This is a genomic window from Virgibacillus siamensis (assembly GCF_039522605.1).
In the GTDB taxonomy this organism is placed as follows: domain Bacteria; phylum Bacillota; class Bacilli; order Bacillales; family Amphibacillaceae; genus Lentibacillus; species Lentibacillus siamensis.
On sequence record NZ_BAAADS010000025.1, the window covers coordinates 419,398 to 438,643 of the forward strand.

Below are 19,246 nucleotides of genomic sequence, written 5' to 3' on the forward strand. Positions count from 1 at the left end.
CTCCCACCTCCTGACCGTTTGTTTTAAAAAATGTACTCTATTAGCGTATAGAGAATGCTCCAATTCGTCAAAAAGCATTAAACGGTATTTAGAATGTTTAAATGGTACTAGTGGCGATTAGCCCCAACTAAACTCGCTTAAAATAAAAAAAGCTTGGAAATATAAGCAAATATACGTAAACCTTCCCTTTTTTAAAAAATCAATAGCATTTTATGAAGTTTTTGTGTCTTTTTTTAAAAAAATCTGTTACAATAATAATTAGAAAACGGTTTCATGATTCATTAATAACAAAGGGGATGATTTTCATGGGCATCATTTTGATGTTTGTGGTATTGGCAACACTTACACCGTTTTTGTTTATTCATTTAAATAAAAAGATACCCGCAGCGCTGCAGGCAATCTTGGTAATCGGCATGTGGTTTTATTATCTGGAAGCAGCATTTTTTGTAGCGCCGGGGGCATTTTCGTTAACATGGAGCATGTTTTATGCAAGTCTGATTCTTGCTGAAGTTGCATGGATTATGTTCATTATCCGAATGGTTAAATTTTCAATGACCAAAGCCAAAACATATCGTGAACAGAAACTCCGAGATCCAATCAGCGAACTGTAAATAAAAACCCTCTTTCCAAAAAATTGGAGAGAGGGTTTTTTGTATGGTAAGTTTACATATCGTGTTCCATTTGTTCCTGTTGCATATTCTGATGCTGTTTATCCATGTCCATATTCATGTCGCCCATGTCAAAAGCCCATACCATGGTAAACAAGGATCCAGCCACGACAATTCCAACCATGATCGCACCATGGAACATCATATTCCATGGGCCGTGACCAACACCTTCCGTCTCAGTCAAATGCATAAACAGGAATAGTTGAATGGCTGCTTGAATGACAGCCATTACAAGTGTCCCAGCAATAATCCAGCCAACAGGAAGACCTGATCCGAGTGCTACCCATGCAGCCGCTATCGTCAATATGAGTGACAGCGCAAAACCGATAATGTGTTTAACAGGTATTTTTCCGGAATGTTTTTTTTCCATCTTACATCACCATCCCAAATAAATAGACGCAAGTAAAAATGAAAATCCAAACCACGTCCAAGAAGTGCCAGTACAATCCAACAATAAATACTTTCTGGCTGGTTACATTTGTTAATCCCCGCTGAAAAACCTGTATTATCAGCAGGATCAGCCATCCGGTACCAAATGTCACGTGAAGTCCATGTGTTCCAGCTAGAATGAAAAACGACGACCAGTATGCACTGGTTTGCAGTGTCACACCCTCATGTGTTGCGTATTTAATAAACTCGTCGACCTCAAGTCCAAGAAAAGAGAATCCAAGGATTAGCGTAATAATCAACCATGTGATTAAACCCTTTTTGGAACCCCTGCGCATTTCATGAATTCCGATACCACACGTAAAACTGCTTGTCAGAAGAATGAACGTCATCAGCAGGGCGCTCTTCGCCTCATAAATTTCACTCGGTACCGGACCATCTGCTGTACGTCCGATCAGAACTGCGTACGTAGCAAACAAGGTTGAGAATAATACAACCTCTGCAGCAAGGAAAATCCAAAACCCTGTAATATTCATTCTTCCATGTTCTGTACGGTATTCCAGCGGGCCGGTTTTAAGATTTTGTTCACTCATCATTTAACCCCCTTGCTGAACGTTCAATGCGTTTAATTTCATCCACTTCAATGTGATAACCTTCATCATAGTCAAATGATCTCAGGATCATCATGAAAACTCCGCCTGCCAGAAAGATTGCGGCAGCTGTAACCCACTCAAATACGAGGGCAAAACTGGCAAAGAACAGAATCAGCATCATGATAAAAGGTTTACCTGAACTGCTTGGCATGTGAATTGGTTCCAGTTTGCTTTCATCATACGTCGTTTCACCATTCTTCTTCATTTCCAGTAATGCATCATACCCGACGTTGTCCGGTAATGTTGCAAAGTTGTATGAAGGAATTGGAGTCGGCGTAGCCCATTCCAGGGTTCTGCCGTCCCAGGCATCCCCGGTTTTTTCCCGTTCACTGTAACGCAGGCTGTAATAGATTGCATATACGAAAATGGCAAATCCAATCCCCATTCCAAACGCGCCAATAGTTGAAAGGAAATTCAGTGAAAACCACTCTGGCGTTGAATGAAAAACTCTTCGCCGCATGCCATCCAATCCCACAAAAAACTGCGGCAGGAAGCATACATGGAAGCCAACAACAAAGAACCAGAAAGACCATTTGCTCAATGTTTCATTCAGCTTATGCCCAAACATTTTCGGATACCAGAAAACAAGACCCGAGAAGCAGGCAAACACAGTTCCAGGTATCAACACATAGTGGAAATGCGCCACCAGGAAGTAGGAGTTATGATACTGGTAATCCGTAGCCGCCATACCAAGCATAACACCGGTTATACCACCAATAACAAAGCTTGGAATAAATGCAAGCGACCAAAGCATTGGCGATGTGAACTCCATTTTCGATTTATACATCGTTGCTAGCCAGTTGAATATTTTCACCCCGGTCGGCACGGCAATCAGCATTGTTGAAATGGAAAATACTGAATTGACAAATGCACCTGTACCCATTGTAAAGAAGTGGTGTACCCAGGTTGTAAAACTCAATCCGGCAATTACAATAATCGACCATACCATTACGTTATAACCGAACAACCTTTTCCGGGCAAAGGTTGCAATAACCTCCGAGAAAATCCCAAATGCCGGTAAAATTACAATATAAACTTCCGGGTGTCCCCACATCCAGAAAAGGTTAGCCCACATCATTGGCAAACCTTCCCCCGCCAATGTAAAGAAATGGGACCCGAAAACACGGTCAATTGTAAGAAGTGCAAGGTTTACCGTTAAAATCGGAAAAGCAAAAATAATGATAAATGTTGTTATTAGTGTAGACCATGTAAATATCGGCATCTGAAACATTTTCATCCCAGGTGCTCTCATCTTTAAAATGGTTACCATCAAGTTAATACCAGTTGCCAGTGTACCAATACCGGCTAATTGAAGACCCATTAAATAGAAATTCTGTCCTGGACCGGGACTCATTGCCGCCCCTGCAAGAGGTGTATAACTCGTCCAGCCTGCATCAGGTGACCCTCCGATAACGAACGAAAGGTTAAACAGCATTGCCCCAAAGAAGAATGACCAGAAACTGATTGCATTCACATATGGAAACGCAAAGTCACGAGCTCCAATTTGCAGCGGAACGATAATATTCATCAGACCGATTAAAAACGGCATCGCCATAAAGATAATCATAACCGTTCCGTGCGTTGTAAATATTTCATCATAGTGCTGTGCACCAAGAAAATTCATACTCGGAAACGCAAGCTGTACACGCATCATAAGGGCATCCATTCCGCCGCGGAACAGCATTGCAAGTGCACTTAAAATATACATAATCCCAATTTTTTTATGATCAACTGTAGTCAGCCACTCCCGCCACAGCCACGTCCATTTTTTGAAATAGGTAAGGATGAAAATGATTGCTGACGTTACCAAAGCAATTGCAACCATTCCCGCATATATCAACGGTTCACCCGTTACAAGCAATTTATCAAGACCCATTGTTTCACCTGCTTTCTTTTATTGCTCCCAATCTTCATGATTCTTTTCACGGTGTTCGGCATCATTTTTTACATGCGTTTTACCGTCATAGTATTCTTTACCATACAGTTCAATAGCATAGTCCATTCCCGGCATGGTTCCATGATCCACCCACTGCAAATGGGTCGAAGAAAATGTGGAACGGCCGACAATACTGGGTGCAAGCAATTCTTTATATTTTTTCTCCGTTAATTTAGGAGCGTTGTTCTGTTTTGTATTTACCCATTCCTGGAACTTTTTACTATCTTCCGCATAAACTTTAAACGTCTGTTCGGTAAATCCTACTCCAGTAAAGTTAGAGTTTTTACCGTCATATACTCCCGGCTCATCGGCCTGTAAATAAAGGATGTTCCGCATGCCGGCCATATTGTACATTTGACCCCCTAGTGCAGGAATCCATAAGGCCGCCATCGAACCAGTTGATTGCAACCGGAATTCAACAGCACGATCGGTTGGTATGTGTAAATAGTTTACCGTCTCAATCCCCTGTTCCGGATAACTGAAAAACCACTTCCAATCAGACGCTGTTGCATGAACAACCAATGGTTCCTTATCTTTTGAAGATTCCGGAGGCTCCTCCAAATCGAACAGTGTTGTAACCGTCGGAATAGCCAAAGCTGTCACAATTAAGATTGGAATAATCGTCCAAATTGTTTCAATCACCTTATTTCCATGCATATCCGGTTTGTAACTGTCCTCACTGCGATTTTTCTTGTTAGAACGGTATTTAAACAAAAATATGGCGAATGGTATCCATACCATCAGACAAACTGCACCCATAAAATACAGGGAATAAATAATCAAATCCCGCTGCTTTTCGGCTACAGGACCTGCTGGGTCAAATACCACCATTTGGTCACAACCGCTCAACAGAAATACCATTCCTAAGAGCAATAAAGTATACCATTTCTTAGAATGCTTTTTCCGTATTTTCATGAAATCCCTCCCGCTGTCAGTCATGTTTAGCCTACCCTTATATCAAAATTCCATCGAACATAGTGTACCAAATAGAATGTTAAGTTGTACCAGCGTAAACACTGATTTTTAGCGTTTTGATAAATTTGTTGAATTTCTGTTACAAAATGTTCTTAATTTCAAACGCTTTCAGTGAGAAAAAACACTTTTACAAAAATTTATACATTATTTTTAGACAGACATACATTGTCAATCTTTCCTTTAACAGCATTCAAATAAACGTAAAAGCATAAATCTGCCAAAAGAAAAGACAAAAATCCGACTAAAGAATCGGATTTTTGTCTTCTTATCATCTTTTTCTTGATTTAGCTCTCGAAATCTACCTTCATTATTCAACTGCTTTTTTATTCCGGAACCTAGCGAAAACTTCATATACAATCGGTACAATGACCAATGTTAATAAGGTTGAACTTGCCAGGCCACCGATAACCGTGACACCAAGTCCTTTGGAAATTAATCCGCCACCTTCCATTCCGATTGCAAGCGGAATAAGTGCACCGATTGTTGCCAGAGCTGTCATTAAGATCGGTCTCAAACGGGTTGATCCTGCCTCCAGAAGTGCCTCCCGTGTCGTGAAGCCTTCTTTTTCTTTATGGATCACTCTGTCAATCAATACAATCGCATTGGTTACAACAATACCGATTAACATTAATGCACCAATCATCGCCGACACACTGAGTGGTTCGCCTGCAATCCACAATGCAACTAATCCGCCAATAATTGTAAATGGCAGGGAGAATAATATGGCGAATGGGGCAAGTGCTCCCCCGAATGTTACAACGAGTACGAAATAAACAATTACAATCGCCGCAAGCATTGCCAAACCAAGCTGCGTAAAGGATTCATTTATTTGTTCGGTTACACCGCCGAATTCAACTTGAACCGCATCAGGAAGCTTCTCATCACTGATCGCATTTTTCACATCAGCAGATACAGCTGCTACATCATCTGTCTTCACATCCGCACTGATAGATGCGTACATCTTTCCATCTCTGCGCTTAATCGTATCAGGTGCTTTCCCTTCTTTTACGTTCACCATGTCACCAAGTTGGACTGTTGCTCCCATCGGACTCTGAATATCCGTGTTTCTCAAGTCTTCAATACCACTGTAATTAACTTCTTCCGTTTTCACATAAACACTGACTTCTTCCCCATCATGTTTTACCGTTGTGAGAACAGGAGATGCTCCGGAACTGCTTAACTTCATTCCAATTTGAGCTGCTGTCAACCCATATTGGCTTAGCTTCTCCTGGTTAGCCACCAGTGTATATTGATCATAAGCCTCTGACAAACTTGATTCCACTTTTTTCAAATCAGGATTATCTTTCATCATCGGTAAGACTTTTTCTTCAGCTGCCTGAATATCTTCTAAATTATCTCCGTAAATAAACAATTCCAGGCCGCCACCAGTTTGGGCAAAATCAATTGTACCCCATTCACCTTGGTCTGTCTGTTTATTTAATGCTTTAATTACGTTTGAACTTTCATTACTAAACTTTTCAAAATCCTCATCGTATTCAACGAAGAACAATGCAGAGTTTTCACCGCCCATTCCCATTGGACCGCCACCGCCCAATGAAAATTGGTAAGATGTAACACCATCTCGGTCACTGAAAAACTTCTCAGCGTTAAGGGCCACATCTTCCGCTTCTTCTTTCGTCTGCCCTGGTTCCGGGCTATACGTAGCCATAATCATTTTTTGCTGATCACTTGGCAGAAAACTGACCCCGATAATTGGCACTAGGAACAGACTTGCAACTAACACCACTGTCGCTCCGCCAAATGTGATAAATTTATGATCCAATGCCCAGTTAAGAACGCGTTTATAGAAGCTGGCCAATCTGCCTTGTTTTCGATGGCTTTTACTGCTTTTCACCTTAGAAGTTTTATTAATTTTCTTTCCAAACAGCGAGTGAGCAAGCATCGGAACAATTGTTACGGCGACAATCAGAGAAGCTGATAGTGCAAACACAACTGCAAGCGCAAATGGCATAAACATTTCTCCCACTTGCCCGCTGACAAGTCCCAGCGGCAGGAAGACAGCTATCGTAACGATTGTGGAGGAAGCAATTGGAATAAACATCTGCCGTGTCGCTTCCCGTATTAATTCCTTACCTGTCAGCCGTTCATCAGGTAATTCCATCCGTCTGTATATATTTTCAATGACAACAATGGAATCATCTATCACCCGGCCGATTGCTACCGTCAATGCACCCAACGTCATAATATTTAATGTTATGTCCATTTGATGCAGCAAAAACACTGCCATCAATAACGACAACGGAATCGATACAATCGAAATAAGTGTTGTTTTGATACTTCTTAAAAACAGAAGAATAATCACTACTGCGAATATAGCTCCGAACAATGCTTTACTTAACATTGTATTAACGGATTCTTCAATAGGCTCTCCCTGGTCGAATGTAGTTGTAACGGAAATTCCATGTTCATCCTCAAAATTGGTTATTTGATCTTTAACACTGTTGACTACTTCAACTGTATTCGCATCAGAAGCTTTTACAATCTGAACGCCTATTGAATCTTCACCATTCGTTCTGGAAATGGATTTAACTTCACCAACCACGTTTATTTCAGCAAGATCACTAAGCTGAACAGTTGGGATTTCCATACTGCCTTGCTGTGATTGGGCAGTTCCACCCTGCATTTGTTGCCCGGCACCCTGTTGTGTTGCCTGAGATTGCGGGGATTGTTGAGATGACGTACCGGAGTTTGCCGGAATAGCAGGAAGCTCTAATTCTTTAAGGTCCTCAACGGTTGTTACATCACCATCAATAACGACATTTTTAACTTCTCCATCAAAATTGGTCAGACCAAGTGGGAACGAAACATCCGAACCTTTAATCAAATCTTTCACTTTTTTCGGCGTTAATCCATATTGGGCCATCTTTTTCTCATCAAAATCAATGGTGACCTTCTGAATCTGCTGTCCACTGACTTCAACATCAGATACTCCTTGCAGCCCTTCCAATTCAGGGACAATGTCCTTTTCCACTTTATCCGTCAATTTTGAAAGGGAGTTGTCCCCATCACTTACACTTAAAGCTATGACTGGAAAGGAATTGAGGCTTACACGGGAAACTTCCGGTTCTTTAGCGCCATCTGGAAGCTCCAAATCAGATAATGCGCTTTTTACCTCGCTGGTTGCTTTATCCATATCTTTCTCAAAATCAAATTGTATTTGTATAGAAGAGGCATTTGCAAATGAAGACGAACTGACTAATTTAACCCCTTCAATATTTTTTACGCTTTTTTCAATTGGCACCGTAACTTCATTTGCCACTTCATCCGGCGCCGCCCCCGGATATGTTGTCATCACGGAAACATTCGGCATGGTAATATCAGGCATTGTTTCCTGATTCATTCGAAAACCTGAATATAAACCCGCAACAATAACCAATATGGTCAAAATCCATATTGCGAATTTATTATTCAACGAAAAGTTAATAATCTTCTTCAAAATGCACACTCCTTTATGACTCACCGGTTTGACTGACTGGTCACAACATTATCCAATATAAATGATTTTCCAGGTCAATGCAAGATATATTTATGATTACCTTTATTTGCCCGGCGGCATATTTTTTGATAATATAATGCGTAATAACTGAATGGTCAATATAAATGTGACTACATGGTCATTTGAATAAAGAAGGTCGTGAAAACAATGAATGAAAAAAAGAAGACAATAATCGAAACTGCCATTAAACTATTTGCTGACAAAGGATTTTACGCCACATCCATTGAGGAAATTGCCAAAAAGAGCAATCTGTCAAAAGGGGCTTTCTATCTGCATTTCCAATCCAAGGACGAACTGTTCGTAGAGCTGTTTAAGTATTATCATGATTTAATACAGAAAAATGTTCAACATGCTGTGGATGAGCAGCTAAGCCCGAGGGAAAACTTCATACGTCAAGTCGAAGTACAATTTTATGAAGTGCTGAAACATCGTAATTTTATTCTTACGCAGATTAAGGAACAGGCCTTTACCTTAAACAAAGAACTCTTTGAGCTGGTTAAAACGAAAGAATATGAGATCCATCAGTGGCATAAGAAGAACCTTGTCTCCATTTATGGCGAAGAAATTGAACCATATGTAAATGATCTCGGAATTATTTTTGAAGGAATAAAAAATCGCTTCTTTCAGGTGTTGCTCAGTGCTGACATCGAGGTGGAGATTCCGGAGCTGGCTGCTTTTATCGTTGAACGTATTGATGAGGCAGCCAATGGTCTCATAAAAAGTAAACGTTCCCCGATATTGACCCATAAAAAAATGGCGCCAGTGTTTGCGAACATTAGAACGCCTGAAAATACAAATAAAGAGGAAGTTGTCAACTATTTATTGGAAATGCAAAACATACTGAAGAATAATGTTGTCGGGGTGGAAAAACGCAGCGAACTTCAGGAAGTAATTGACTACCTGTTAACAGAAATTAAAAAAACAGATGCAAAGGAATTCGTCATCCAAGGCCTGCTCGCTAATTTTAAGGGAATCAAACAGTTCGATGAGTACCGTCGCATTATCTCCAATAAACTTAATATTCGTGTATTGTAAAAGCAATCAGGACGAATTTCAGCAGCTATCATCGTAGTAGCTAGACCCCATTCGCCGGAGTTTAGCTACTTTACTTACACATACCGTCAGTCTTAATGAATTCATCCGCCAATACACCCATATTCACATAATGAATCAGTTTTTCACACTCTGTTTGTACACGCTGCCTTCCGAAATCACTTTTATACCAGTTATTCTCACGCGTCCATTTGTCATTTACAGGACACAGCGAATAATTGATCCAGCCCGGCATATATGTTTTTAACGTTAAATGAAGCCGCCGCATGTGATAGGAGCTCGCACATTCTCTTTCGTGTGCATGGAATCATCTTCAATTAATATATCTTTTTTTGGCACACCCAGTCTTAATGCTTCATCGCGTATCATCAATGCCTCCGAAAACTCGTCCGCTTCCCATTTGACACCACCGGAGAAAAGAATTTTACCTGCCCTGCCTGCCCTGTATAAATCCACTGCTGCAGGCAAACGGTAAGTGGTCGCTTTACTGCTCCCGGCTACAAATATACAGTCACCGCTTTTTCCATCATCTTTCATACCACCAAATAATAAATCCCTCATCCTGTCATCGGTAAGCTCTGTAATGTTCAGGTCGGAAATCCACATGGAATCATCTCCATTGTAATTACATTTTCAATTCCGTTGCTTTGAGTTTAACATACGAAGCAGAATGGAAAAATCGCCATTCGCCCATTCTGGCAGTAAGTAACGAAATTTTCTCAGGAAAATCCTTACTGTGTTTTTTCCAATAAAGTACCAGCCTTGAAAAAACAGATGCATACCAAATAGAAGATTTGCACTTTAAAATAACTCCTCCACCATTTTATCAACATGGATTTCAGTCGTATTCAACAATGGAATATCCACATCTTTATTTTTCAAAATCATCGGCAGTTCCGTACATCCCAAAATGAGTCCGTCCAAATTTTCAGCGGCGGTAAGTTTGTTAACGATTTTCAGAAATGCTTGTTTGGTATCTTCCTTTACAATTCCGTTTTCCAATTCATCCACGATCCGCTGATGCATGAATTTTTGATCCTCTTCACCGGGGACAACTATTTTTTTGCCAGCTGATTCAAACGGTTTTTTAAAAAAATCATGTTCCATTGTAAACTTGGTTCCAAGCAGTCCGACATTTTTCAACCCCAATTCATCGGCCTTATCATTTGTTGCTTCAACGATACTGATCATCGGCACATTAACGTTTTCCCGGACTTCATTAAAAACAATGTGGGGTGTGTTGGCGGAAATGACAACAAAATCAGCACCTATTTCTTCTAACTTATTCGCTGCCCCGGCAACATAATTGGTTAGATCGTCAAGGCGGTCCTCGCTGATGTATTTAAAAATAGTATACATGTTGATACTGTTTATAAAAAGCTCAGGCAATACCTGCTTGCTGTTCATCCGGTCCTGGTACTTATGAATGAATGACTGGTAATAGTCAACGGTTGATTCAGGACCCAAACCACCTACAATACCTGCACGTTTCATCCTTTCACATCCTTTTTGTAAGTATTCCAATCAATTAACTTATATTTATAGTGTAGCATAAAAAAACGCCACCTGTCCTGCTTCCGAAAACGAATTATAAGTAGAATCATTCATTCAACAATCGAATTTGAAAGCAAATTAGTGGCATCTTTCTTATCGTTTTTTTCCTTTATTTCGGCGGTTGCGATCATTCAGCTTGATAACAATGCCCTGAACAACGCGCGTGTCTTCGTCGACTTTACCTTCATTTTCTTCTTCACGAAGGCCCCACATTTTCAACAAGTAGAACAGTGCAATGGAGTAACTTGTCAGCTGCAGAAATTTCAATAACCCACCGGCTAGCTGTTGGTCATACACTGCCGTCAGTACTGGAAAAAGTTCACCTGACGCCGTGGTGTAAGAAGTATAGTGCGGATCCTGCACGACCAATAAGAAAATACCAATCGGCATCAGAAATAACGCTGTAAAAAATACGTATGCAGCCCGCATGAAATAACTGTGATCAGCTACTTCTTGTGACGGCTGGATTATAATCCACCAAGTCAGAAAAGAGAGCGTGATTAAAAGAACTTCACAAATAGACTGCAAAAACATAATATCGTGAATTATATTAAAAAACGCTGGAATAAAAAACACCGTTAAAAGTCCATTGAATGCAACTGCCAGCGGCCACGGATGTGCGAATATCAGGCTGGCAATTTTTGCCCGTTTGTGATGCCAGAAAAAGATATCTAAATACTGTTTTGGCAGACTTAAAATGAAAAGCGGCATCACGACAAAGGACATGATTGAAATCTGCAGTGAGAGCGCACTAAACAAATAATCATCTGCTATAATTGCAAAGGGTGTCCCTTCCACAAGATAAAATAAAATGACTGCCGTAAAAAAGTATGTTTTCTGCGTGTTTGTAGTATTGTAATGAGTTGATTTGATGATTGTATTTATATACCAGTAACAAAGAAGCACTGCCACCACAAGACTGACAAGCCCCACCAGTTCATACCATGCATGATTCGTAAATAATGGTCCCATAATGAATCACCACCATTCTGCTTGTTTACAGGCTATTATTTCTTTAGTTTAACAAAATACACCACAAATGGATAGCGTCTGAGGTATTTGAATGAAACTTCCGCCATATATGTGGTTGCTATTTTACGAGCAGTATTTATTGATAAAGTTATCTATTGAAATTGAGATGGTCCTTTCTATTTTCATGGATCAGCTGCGGAATGTAATACCATGTATTTCCGCAGCCGTATTGTACCTGGTTAGTTGCTGTCCATTCACGCTAATCAAGTATTCTGATATTTCCTGACGTCGTATATGCCTTGATGGAATGGGCACTGCCATCCCCTTTTATCCCTGATAACCTGTCTTTTTGCTGCTCGGTAAATTTCAATCCCTCAACACGAACCTTCCTGTTTCCGGATGATAGATGGCAATCAACAAACAAATTATCCGGAAAGGTTTTGCTGTGAATTTCAACATTGCCACTTGTTGCACGACAATCCAGTTCCCCGCTGAACACACTGCTTTGTACACGAATATCTCCACTTGTTACCTTGCATTCTGTATCACCCATCAGTTTTTCGCTCTGTACTTCGATATCCCCGGAGGTCGCGTCATATTTAGCATGCATACAAGAAAGATTACTGACAGTGACCGCTCCACTGGTGACCTCTGCCATAACTGAATCTGAATGACTATTATTGACAAATATATCGCCACTGGAAGCTTGCAATGTCAATTGCTTCTGGGCATGAAGACCAGCAATTACCTGTTTACCAGATGAGCAAATACCGGAATATGACTTTGTATCAATATTATTGACAATACAGTCGCCGGACCCCAGTTTTACATAAATGTCTTCGTAAACTTTAGCTGGAACTGTCACATAAAGATGAAGATCCGATTTCATCAATCCAAACAGCTTTATTTTACGTTTGTTGACATCGATGTTGAGTGTGCTTCCGCTTTGTCTGACTTTAAATGTTAAATCTTCCGCAACGCTTTCACTGATTTCCCCTTCCAGCAATAGTTGAATATCTTTCCCGGAGCCGGCAGCTGCATGCACATCAGCCAGCTCCGAATTAATGCGGATTGTATCCACCTTTTGCCCGCCGATCACTTTTTCTTCATGAATCATTTTACAATTTTTACCTAACAAATCCATACTATCCCCACCCCGATTTCTGATTTCTATCTCTATTCTATCATTTTTAACGTTCGTTGTTCTCTGTCCAGAGTCGGAGAAGTTCCATGGCCGGGGAATGATTTTTGTATGGAAAATTGAAATAGTTCAAGGGCGCAGCAGGCGGGTATATTTATATCCACGCTATGTTTGATAGGACCGCTTTTCATTCAGATTAGATTTCCGATTGATCTCGGAGTCTTCTCGACCGAGCAATAAAATGCACAGGGTCCATCTATTGAGGTACCCTTGTGCATTTTCTGATTACAAAACATCATTGTTATTTTGCTGTGCTTCCTGTACTTGCTGACGTGTGTCGTGAAGTTGTTCATAAGCCTGCTGAAATTGTGCATTTTCAGTTGCCTCTGCCCCCGCCTGATTCCGGGCGTGCACCAAATCCTGCTCTGCCTGTTTTAACAACTGGTCTGCCTGACTGAGCAGCTGCTGATTGGAACCTTGAGCCTGACGCGCCGTCTCTTGCGCATCCTCTATATGCTGACTGACCTGCTGCAGCTGCTCATGCAGCGACTGATGTGACATTAAACAGCCCTCCAATTTGATCAAAGCTTTCTCTTTTTCTTTCATCCTAATTTTGTCCAAATTGGTTTTTCCTATTCCTTCACTCCACCACGTGTGAACCATAGCCGTTTTTTTTTAATATAATTCAGATCCCAAAAAATATGGCTGGACCTCTTTTTCCGACAGGTCAACATGATTACCTAAAATATACGCTTTGGCATCCACTCTTGAGCTGACAATATGATGTATTTTTTGTCCCGCATAATGAATTGCCACGCCATCATCCGCAGCGATTCCGGACTGGATCTGTTTTTCTTTAATAAAGTTCTGATACGTTGGTCTTCTATTCGGTTCACCATCATAATGCGGGCAATTGCTTCCTTTTAAAAAACCAAGACAATCAATTGGCTCCAGTTCATCCCCATAGGAATCGGTAACACCTTGCTCGAACCAGCATATCGATCCAGCGCTGATTCCGGCTAAAATCACTCCCTGTTCCCAAGCCTTTTTCAAAATAATATCCAACCCCCATTCTCTCCATAGTGCCAATAAATTTTTGGTATTTCCTCCACCAACATAAATGATATCTTTGTCCAGAATATAACGTTGCAGATCTCTGACGGGTGGTTTAAACAGGGACAGGTGCGACGGAACACAGGATTGTTTCCTGAAAAAATCATAAAACCTGGCAATGTACGAATCAGCATCCCCACTGGCGGTTGGAACAAAACAAATTTTAGGTGTCGCCTTATTACTTTGCCGAAGAATATAGGTGTCCAACAGCATGTTGTCGGGTTCCATCGAAAACCCTCCGCCACCCATTGCTATGATTTGCTTCATTGTCTAAACACGCTCCAGGTTATGCAGCTTTTTAAATTCCAGATTCAGTTCACTCCACACATCAAATTTGTTTCCATCCGGATCATAAAAAACAAAATTTTTACCGGGATGACCGCGATCCTCGATTTGACCCGTCTTCACACCGTTTTGAATTAATTCCGTACGAACCGCCTCCAATGCGTTCATTCCATTCACCTCAACTGTCATTGAAAAGTGTTCCTGACCGTCCGCATCGTAAAAATTTGCGCTTTGATTCGCTCCAGCTTTAACAAGAAAAAAGCTTTGGTCCGCAAAATTTACAATTGCCTTTTCAGCATCCTGATAGTTCACTTCCGCCCCTAATTTGCCTGCATACCATTTCGCGGACAACTCCACATCCGTTACTGGAAGATATGAAGTGCCCACTCTTTGTAATTTTTCTTTCATCACATTTCCTCCCGAACTAAAAATTCTTCCACGACATTCGTAAACTCTTCCGGTTCTTCCGCATGCGGGAAATGACCGCTGTGTTGAAGCGTAATGACTTCACCGCCCCGCACATCTTTACAGAATCGTTCCAGCTGTTCCGCGCACGTTACAGGGTCATACTGTCCATTAATCAAAAGTGCTGGCTGCCTGATGTTTTTCAGATTATCAAGCAGTGAATCAAACATAAGTCCGCCATCCATCAAACGCTGATTATGTACATCGCTTCGATTAGTAAACTTCTCCCACTCTGCTTCAGTATAAAAAGAATAATCAGTCGGGTGATTAAAATTATGTTCGTGGATTTCCCTGCCCTTCTCACCAAGTTTCGGCCTGAGCTCAATAAAGCCCATCATTAATTCCCTTGTCGATTCATCCGATTCAGCAAGTCCCAGACATTCTTTCACCAATCTCTTCATATCCTCTTTTTCAGCGATTTGCGATGTTTTGTGTAACAAGCTTTTTGCAGACAGACCGAAATCAAAAGCAGGACACTCAAAAAGGATCCGGCTGACAGCATCAGGAAACATGGTAGTATACTTTAATGCGATAAAACCTCCAAATGAATGACCTAATAAAGTCCACTTGTCAATTCCTAATTCTTTTCGCAACGCCTCGCAATCCAATACAATATCATGTAACGAAAAAAATTCATCCTCCTGAATCATTTCTGACCGGCAACACCCCCGCTGATCGATGGCAATCAACCGTACTTTGTCCGACAAAGGATTTGCCTGGTGATAGCAAAATTCATAACAGCCCATCCCGGGACCACCGTGCAAGTATAAAACAGGATAACCATCTTTTGGTCCATGTCGTTCTACATATAAATCTTTTCCGCGTATATTAAAAAAAGTACCATTTGAAATTGTTTTCACTGAATTCCCTCCCCCCTTCACTCATTAACCACTTTACTTTTTCGACATCTATCCAATTTATCCTGCAAATTTTCTACAAAATCAAAGTCGGCTCTGAGGTGCGCATATTTCCGTTCAATCACCAAATATGCGGGGACTATATGCTATAATACGGCGGGTTTCATCAAAAGTACGGCGGCTTTCTCACAATATACGGCGGGATCCGGGTGAAGTACGGCGCAATTCGGCTTTTATACGGTGGGGTTCGGTAAAAGTACGGCGCTGCCGCTTTAATCGTCCGCTTTAGTTTGGAATATGGCTGCTCAAAATTTATTCCCACGGTATAAGTGCATCCTCACAAAAAACGGGCACTCATGTTATGACACATGAGTACCCGTTACGGTAACAATTAATGTTTATAAACTTTAGCTTCCCTGAAGTATTGTTCAATGCCAAAGTTTTGGAAAGCAATTCCCTCTACGTACGGTTTGACAATCATTGCGCTTCCTTTTTGATAGGTAGGGATGGCGATTGCATTTTCAACCAGTACTTTTTCAGCTTTCTGCAATACCTTCCAGCGTTCCTGCTCCTTTTGCTGTTTAGCAAGGTTGCGCGCTTTTTCAATCAGTTTGTCATACTTTTCTCTTTCAATTCCGTTTGCATCATTCGGGCCATCACTGTGCCAGTAGCCCAGGAAAGTCATTGGGTCTTTATAGTCCGGGCACCAGCCAGAGGCACCGTCAAGCTCATGATTACCAGCATTTACATGTTCGAGATACGCGTTCCAAGGCAGTTTTTTGATATTTACTTTCATACCTTCTAATTGTTCCAGCTGGTTTGCCATGAATTCAGCAGCTTGTGCTGCCAAGTCACCATCTGTTGACAGATACGTTATTTCGAGTTTATTAAAGCCATGTTCCTTCTTGGCTTCCTTCCAAAGTTTCTTCGCTTTTTCAACGCCGCCTTGCAGATATGGGTCCTGACCTTCACGGAAGGCTTTTCCGGCTGGTCCCTCTACAAAGTCTTTCGGAACTACATAATCGGCAGGAATGGAACCATTGTTAAGCAGAACACTTGTAAGGCCTTCACGATTGATTACCAGCGACATTGCCTTACGAACTTTTTTATATTTAAATTCCGGAACTTTTTCCGCGTTAAGCTCCCACCAGAACATGCAGTTTCCTGCTACATTCTGAAAGTCCGGTTTATTCTTATAAGCATCAACCTGTTCAGCCGACAGCGCGTCCACCTGAATTTCATCTGACTGATACAAGCTTAATTGTGTATTTTTTTCTTTTACAACTTTAAATGTTGCTTTCGTAATATTCACTTCATCTGCTGCATAGTAGTCCTTGTTTTTCTCAAGGGTCCAGCCTACACCGTGATCCCACTTGGTCAATTTATAAGGACCAACAGTCAGCAGGTTTTTCGGTTCTTTTGCATAATTATCGCCCTGTTTCTTGACAAATTCCTCATTTAATGGACCAAATTTGTTAAAGGACATCAAGCTGGTAAAGTAAGGAATTGGTGATTCCAATGTTACCTGGAACGTTTTCTCATCAATCGCTTTTACGCCCAATTTTTCAACTTTACCATAAAGCGGGCTGTCCTGATTCATAATTTTTTCAGCATTTTTGACGTTTGCTACACCCATTATGTAAGCATACTGTGATGCTGTATCAGGATCGACCAGACGTTGCCACGCAAAAACAAAGTCACTTGCGGTCAAAGGATCTCCATTCGACCATGTTGCATTTTCGCGTATTTTAAACGTATAAACGGTTCCATCTTCACTGATTTTTGGCATTTTTGCTGCCATTTCCGGTACCATTTCGTTATTCTTGAACGTGATAAGTCCAGGATGTGTCCGCTGAATTACTTCAGATGACGTTGTATCCGTTGCCATTGTAAGATCAACAGTTGGCAAATCGGCTTTACGCACAAAGTGCAATTCCTGTTTGTCGGCCAATTCCGTATTTTTTGGTGCTTTTTGACTTCCGGATGATTCATTATTATCCGAACCACCACAAGCTGCCAATAACAACCCTAATACTAGAACAACGGCAGCCGCAATCGACCATCTCAAATTTCTCTTTTTCATTTCATAACCCCCAATAATGCAGGCAAATCGCCCGCGGATTTTTCAGTCACAGTTTTTAAAAAATATCAATAATTAACAACCTTTATCAGAATTCTATCGGTTTATCACTCCCTTGCATCTGACTACACATTCTCTGTCCGGTCTGAAACCGCAAAGAACTGTCAAAGACCCGCTGCAGCATCCACATCCGGGCATCTGACTAAATAACTTAAATAAATTTCGAGAGTAACCGTTGCAACAGAAATACATAAACTATGTAACTTGCAGAACTGATCACGTTTTACACCCATAATAAGGAGTATCGTTCCAAAATTTAATGGATTAAAAATAATTTTTAGAAAAATAAATTTATTGTGAAATTTATGCTTAAAAGTTATTTAGCGTAATTTATTATAAACATATCGTTAATTATTTGTCCACATCTATTCTTTGCTCACTCTGCATGCCACGCATTTACTTTTTTATCCGATGGCAGTAAAAAGGTGACCAACTCCTGGGACTTGCTTTTGCGTCCGGGTTTTGGACCAATGTATCATTGAGCATGTGGCAAATACCGATAATAAATAAAATGTAATAAACGGTTCGATTGCTTCTCTCTGTATTCATATAAATCCTCTATTTCTATCAGTTTGTTTATATTAGGATAGCATATTAAGGAAGAGCAAAGGAGGGATTGTCGAATGAGCGGACCAAAAATAAGGCGCTCAACAGACAGAGCACCTTATTTAATTTGGCTTAATTTTTCATTGAAATAAGAAACCGCATCAAGCATTCGTCCGCCATACCAAAACATTTCACCATCGATAATATCCAACTTCGCCGCGGGCATCATCGCCTGAAATTCGTCGAAATGTTTTTCCTTAAATGGATATGGTTCAGTTGCCAGGAAAATGTAATCCGGATTTATCTGCCGGAAGTCTTCCCCCGTTACTTCCGGATAACGTCCCGCATATGTTTCGAATGCATTGGTAAATCCAATTTTTTGGAGAAGCGAATTAATGTATGTTTCACCGCCTGCCACCATGTACGGATTTTTCCAGATTACATAGGCAGCACGTGTCCCGGTAATATTCGGTAGTTTCTTAAACGCGGATTGAATGTCACGGTTAAGCGTTGCTGCCTCCTGGTTACGATCAGTAATATCACCTAGGTCATGTATCATACGATAGGCATCGTCAACGGTCTGTACTTCAAAACAGTATACCGGATAATACTGTCCCAGCTGCTCAACCATTTCCTTCGTGTTTTCTTCTTTTTCCACAATGATGAAATCCGGCTGCAGTTCATGCACACGGTTAAGCTTAACCTGCTTGGTTCCACCCACTTTTTTAGCCTGCCCGACTTTGTCTTTTGGGTGAATACAGAATCCTGTTCTGCCGACAATTTTCTCGTCCAGTTTCAACCGGTACATCGTTTCCGTAATCGCCGGCGCAAATGAGACGATCCGCTTCGGTGGATACGCATAGTTCACTTCCCGCCCCAGATGATCTGTTACAGTTCGCATAAGTCCCCTCCAATCTTATTATCTATTTTTAGTGTAGTCGATTAGTAGTAAGTTGTAAATTCCTGATAGGAGCGCTAAAGTTC

The 19,246-nt window shown here is 41.0% G+C and carries 17 protein-coding genes; 2 read left to right on the forward strand and 15 right to left on the reverse strand.

Going from position 1 to position 19,246, the window contains the following annotated elements; all coding sequences use genetic code 11:
- Nucleotides 1-305 precede the first annotated feature (305 nt).
- The gene (locus ABD010_RS17295; protein WP_343815960.1) at nucleotides 306-611 is read left to right on the forward strand and encodes a hypothetical protein; all 306 of its coding nucleotides are present in this window, start codon (nucleotides 306-308) and stop codon (nucleotides 609-611) included.
- A 52-nt stretch (nucleotides 612-663) separates the two neighbouring features.
- Here the strand turns inward: ABD010_RS17295 and ABD010_RS17300 are convergent, their stop codons facing one another.
- From ABD010_RS17300 to ABD010_RS17320, 5 genes are all read right to left on the reverse strand, one after another.
- Nucleotides 664-1,038, reverse strand: a complete 375-nt coding sequence (locus ABD010_RS17300; RefSeq protein WP_343815963.1) for a cytochrome C oxidase subunit IV family protein — start codon at nucleotides 1,036-1,038, stop codon at nucleotides 664-666.
- 1 nt (nucleotide 1,039) lies between these two features.
- The gene (gene qoxC, locus ABD010_RS17305) at nucleotides 1,040-1,648 is read right to left on the reverse strand and encodes a cytochrome aa3 quinol oxidase subunit III (protein WP_343815966.1); all 609 of its coding nucleotides are present in this window, start codon (nucleotides 1,646-1,648) and stop codon (nucleotides 1,040-1,042) included.
- A complete protein-coding gene (gene qoxB, locus ABD010_RS17310) occupies nucleotides 1,641-3,584 on the reverse strand; it encodes a cytochrome aa3 quinol oxidase subunit I (RefSeq protein ID WP_343815969.1) in 1,944 nt (647 codons plus the stop codon). Before qoxB ends, qoxC begins: the two co-directional genes overlap by 8 nt.
- A gap of 18 nt (nucleotides 3,585-3,602) precedes the next feature.
- A complete protein-coding gene (qoxA, locus tag ABD010_RS17315; protein WP_343815971.1) occupies nucleotides 3,603-4,559 on the reverse strand; it encodes a cytochrome aa3 quinol oxidase subunit II in 957 nt (318 codons plus the stop codon).
- Nucleotides 4,560-4,926: 367 nt separating this feature from the next.
- A complete protein-coding gene (locus tag ABD010_RS17320; protein WP_343815974.1) occupies nucleotides 4,927-8,076 on the reverse strand; it encodes an efflux RND transporter permease subunit in 3,150 nt (1,049 codons plus the stop codon).
- A gap of 207 nt (nucleotides 8,077-8,283) precedes the next feature.
- On the opposite strand from ABD010_RS17320, the gene ABD010_RS17325 reads away from it, so the two are divergent.
- Nucleotides 8,284-9,171 carry a TetR/AcrR family transcriptional regulator gene (locus ABD010_RS17325; protein WP_343815977.1) on the forward strand — a complete coding sequence of 296 codons (888 nt, stop codon included), beginning with the start codon at nucleotides 8,284-8,286 and terminating at the stop codon, nucleotides 9,169-9,171.
- A gap of 267 nt (nucleotides 9,172-9,438) precedes the next feature.
- On the opposite strand, the gene ABD010_RS17330 is transcribed toward ABD010_RS17325, so the two are convergent.
- From ABD010_RS17330 to ABD010_RS17375, 10 genes are all read right to left on the reverse strand, one after another.
- Complete coding sequence (locus ABD010_RS17330; protein ID WP_343815980.1) at nucleotides 9,439-9,795, reverse strand: YdcF family protein; 357 nt, start codon at nucleotides 9,793-9,795, stop codon at nucleotides 9,439-9,441.
- 195 nt (nucleotides 9,796-9,990) lie between these two features.
- Nucleotides 9,991-10,683, reverse strand: a complete 693-nt coding sequence (locus tag ABD010_RS17335; RefSeq protein ID WP_343815983.1) for an aspartate/glutamate racemase family protein — start codon at nucleotides 10,681-10,683, stop codon at nucleotides 9,991-9,993.
- A 153-nt stretch (nucleotides 10,684-10,836) separates the two neighbouring features.
- Entirely contained in the window at nucleotides 10,837-11,715 is an 879-nt protein-coding gene (locus ABD010_RS17340; RefSeq protein WP_343815986.1) for a cytochrome c oxidase assembly protein, read from the reverse strand.
- Nucleotides 11,716-11,974: 259 nt separating this feature from the next.
- Nucleotides 11,975-12,859 (reverse strand): DUF4097 family beta strand repeat-containing protein, encoded by an 885-nt coding sequence (locus ABD010_RS17345; RefSeq protein WP_343815989.1) that lies wholly within the window; start codon nucleotides 12,857-12,859, stop codon nucleotides 11,975-11,977.
- 282 nt (nucleotides 12,860-13,141) lie between these two features.
- Nucleotides 13,142-13,417: a hypothetical protein gene (locus ABD010_RS17350; protein WP_343815991.1), complete on the reverse strand. Its 276-nt coding sequence runs from the start codon at nucleotides 13,415-13,417 to the stop codon at nucleotides 13,142-13,144.
- Nucleotides 13,418-13,531: 114 nt separating this feature from the next.
- Nucleotides 13,532-14,236, reverse strand: a complete 705-nt coding sequence (locus tag ABD010_RS17355) for a Type 1 glutamine amidotransferase-like domain-containing protein (RefSeq protein ID WP_343815994.1) — start codon at nucleotides 14,234-14,236, stop codon at nucleotides 13,532-13,534.
- A gap of 3 nt (nucleotides 14,237-14,239) precedes the next feature.
- Complete coding sequence (locus tag ABD010_RS17360; RefSeq protein WP_343815997.1) at nucleotides 14,240-14,662, reverse strand: VOC family protein; 423 nt, start codon at nucleotides 14,660-14,662, stop codon at nucleotides 14,240-14,242.
- On the reverse strand, nucleotides 14,662-15,579 hold the full coding sequence (locus ABD010_RS17365) for an alpha/beta fold hydrolase (protein ID WP_343816000.1): 918 nt from the start codon (nucleotides 15,577-15,579) through the stop codon (nucleotides 14,662-14,664). Before ABD010_RS17365 ends, ABD010_RS17360 begins: the two co-directional genes overlap by 1 nt.
- 388 nt (nucleotides 15,580-15,967) lie before the next feature.
- Nucleotides 15,968-17,659, reverse strand: coding sequence for a peptide ABC transporter substrate-binding protein (locus tag ABD010_RS17370; RefSeq protein WP_343816003.1), 1,692 nt, complete (start codon nucleotides 17,657-17,659; stop codon nucleotides 15,968-15,970).
- A 721-nt stretch (nucleotides 17,660-18,380) separates the two neighbouring features.
- Nucleotides 18,381-19,163, reverse strand: a complete 783-nt coding sequence (locus ABD010_RS17375; RefSeq protein WP_343816006.1) for an ABC transporter substrate-binding protein — start codon at nucleotides 19,161-19,163, stop codon at nucleotides 18,381-18,383.
- Nucleotides 19,164-19,246 lie beyond the last annotated feature (83 nt).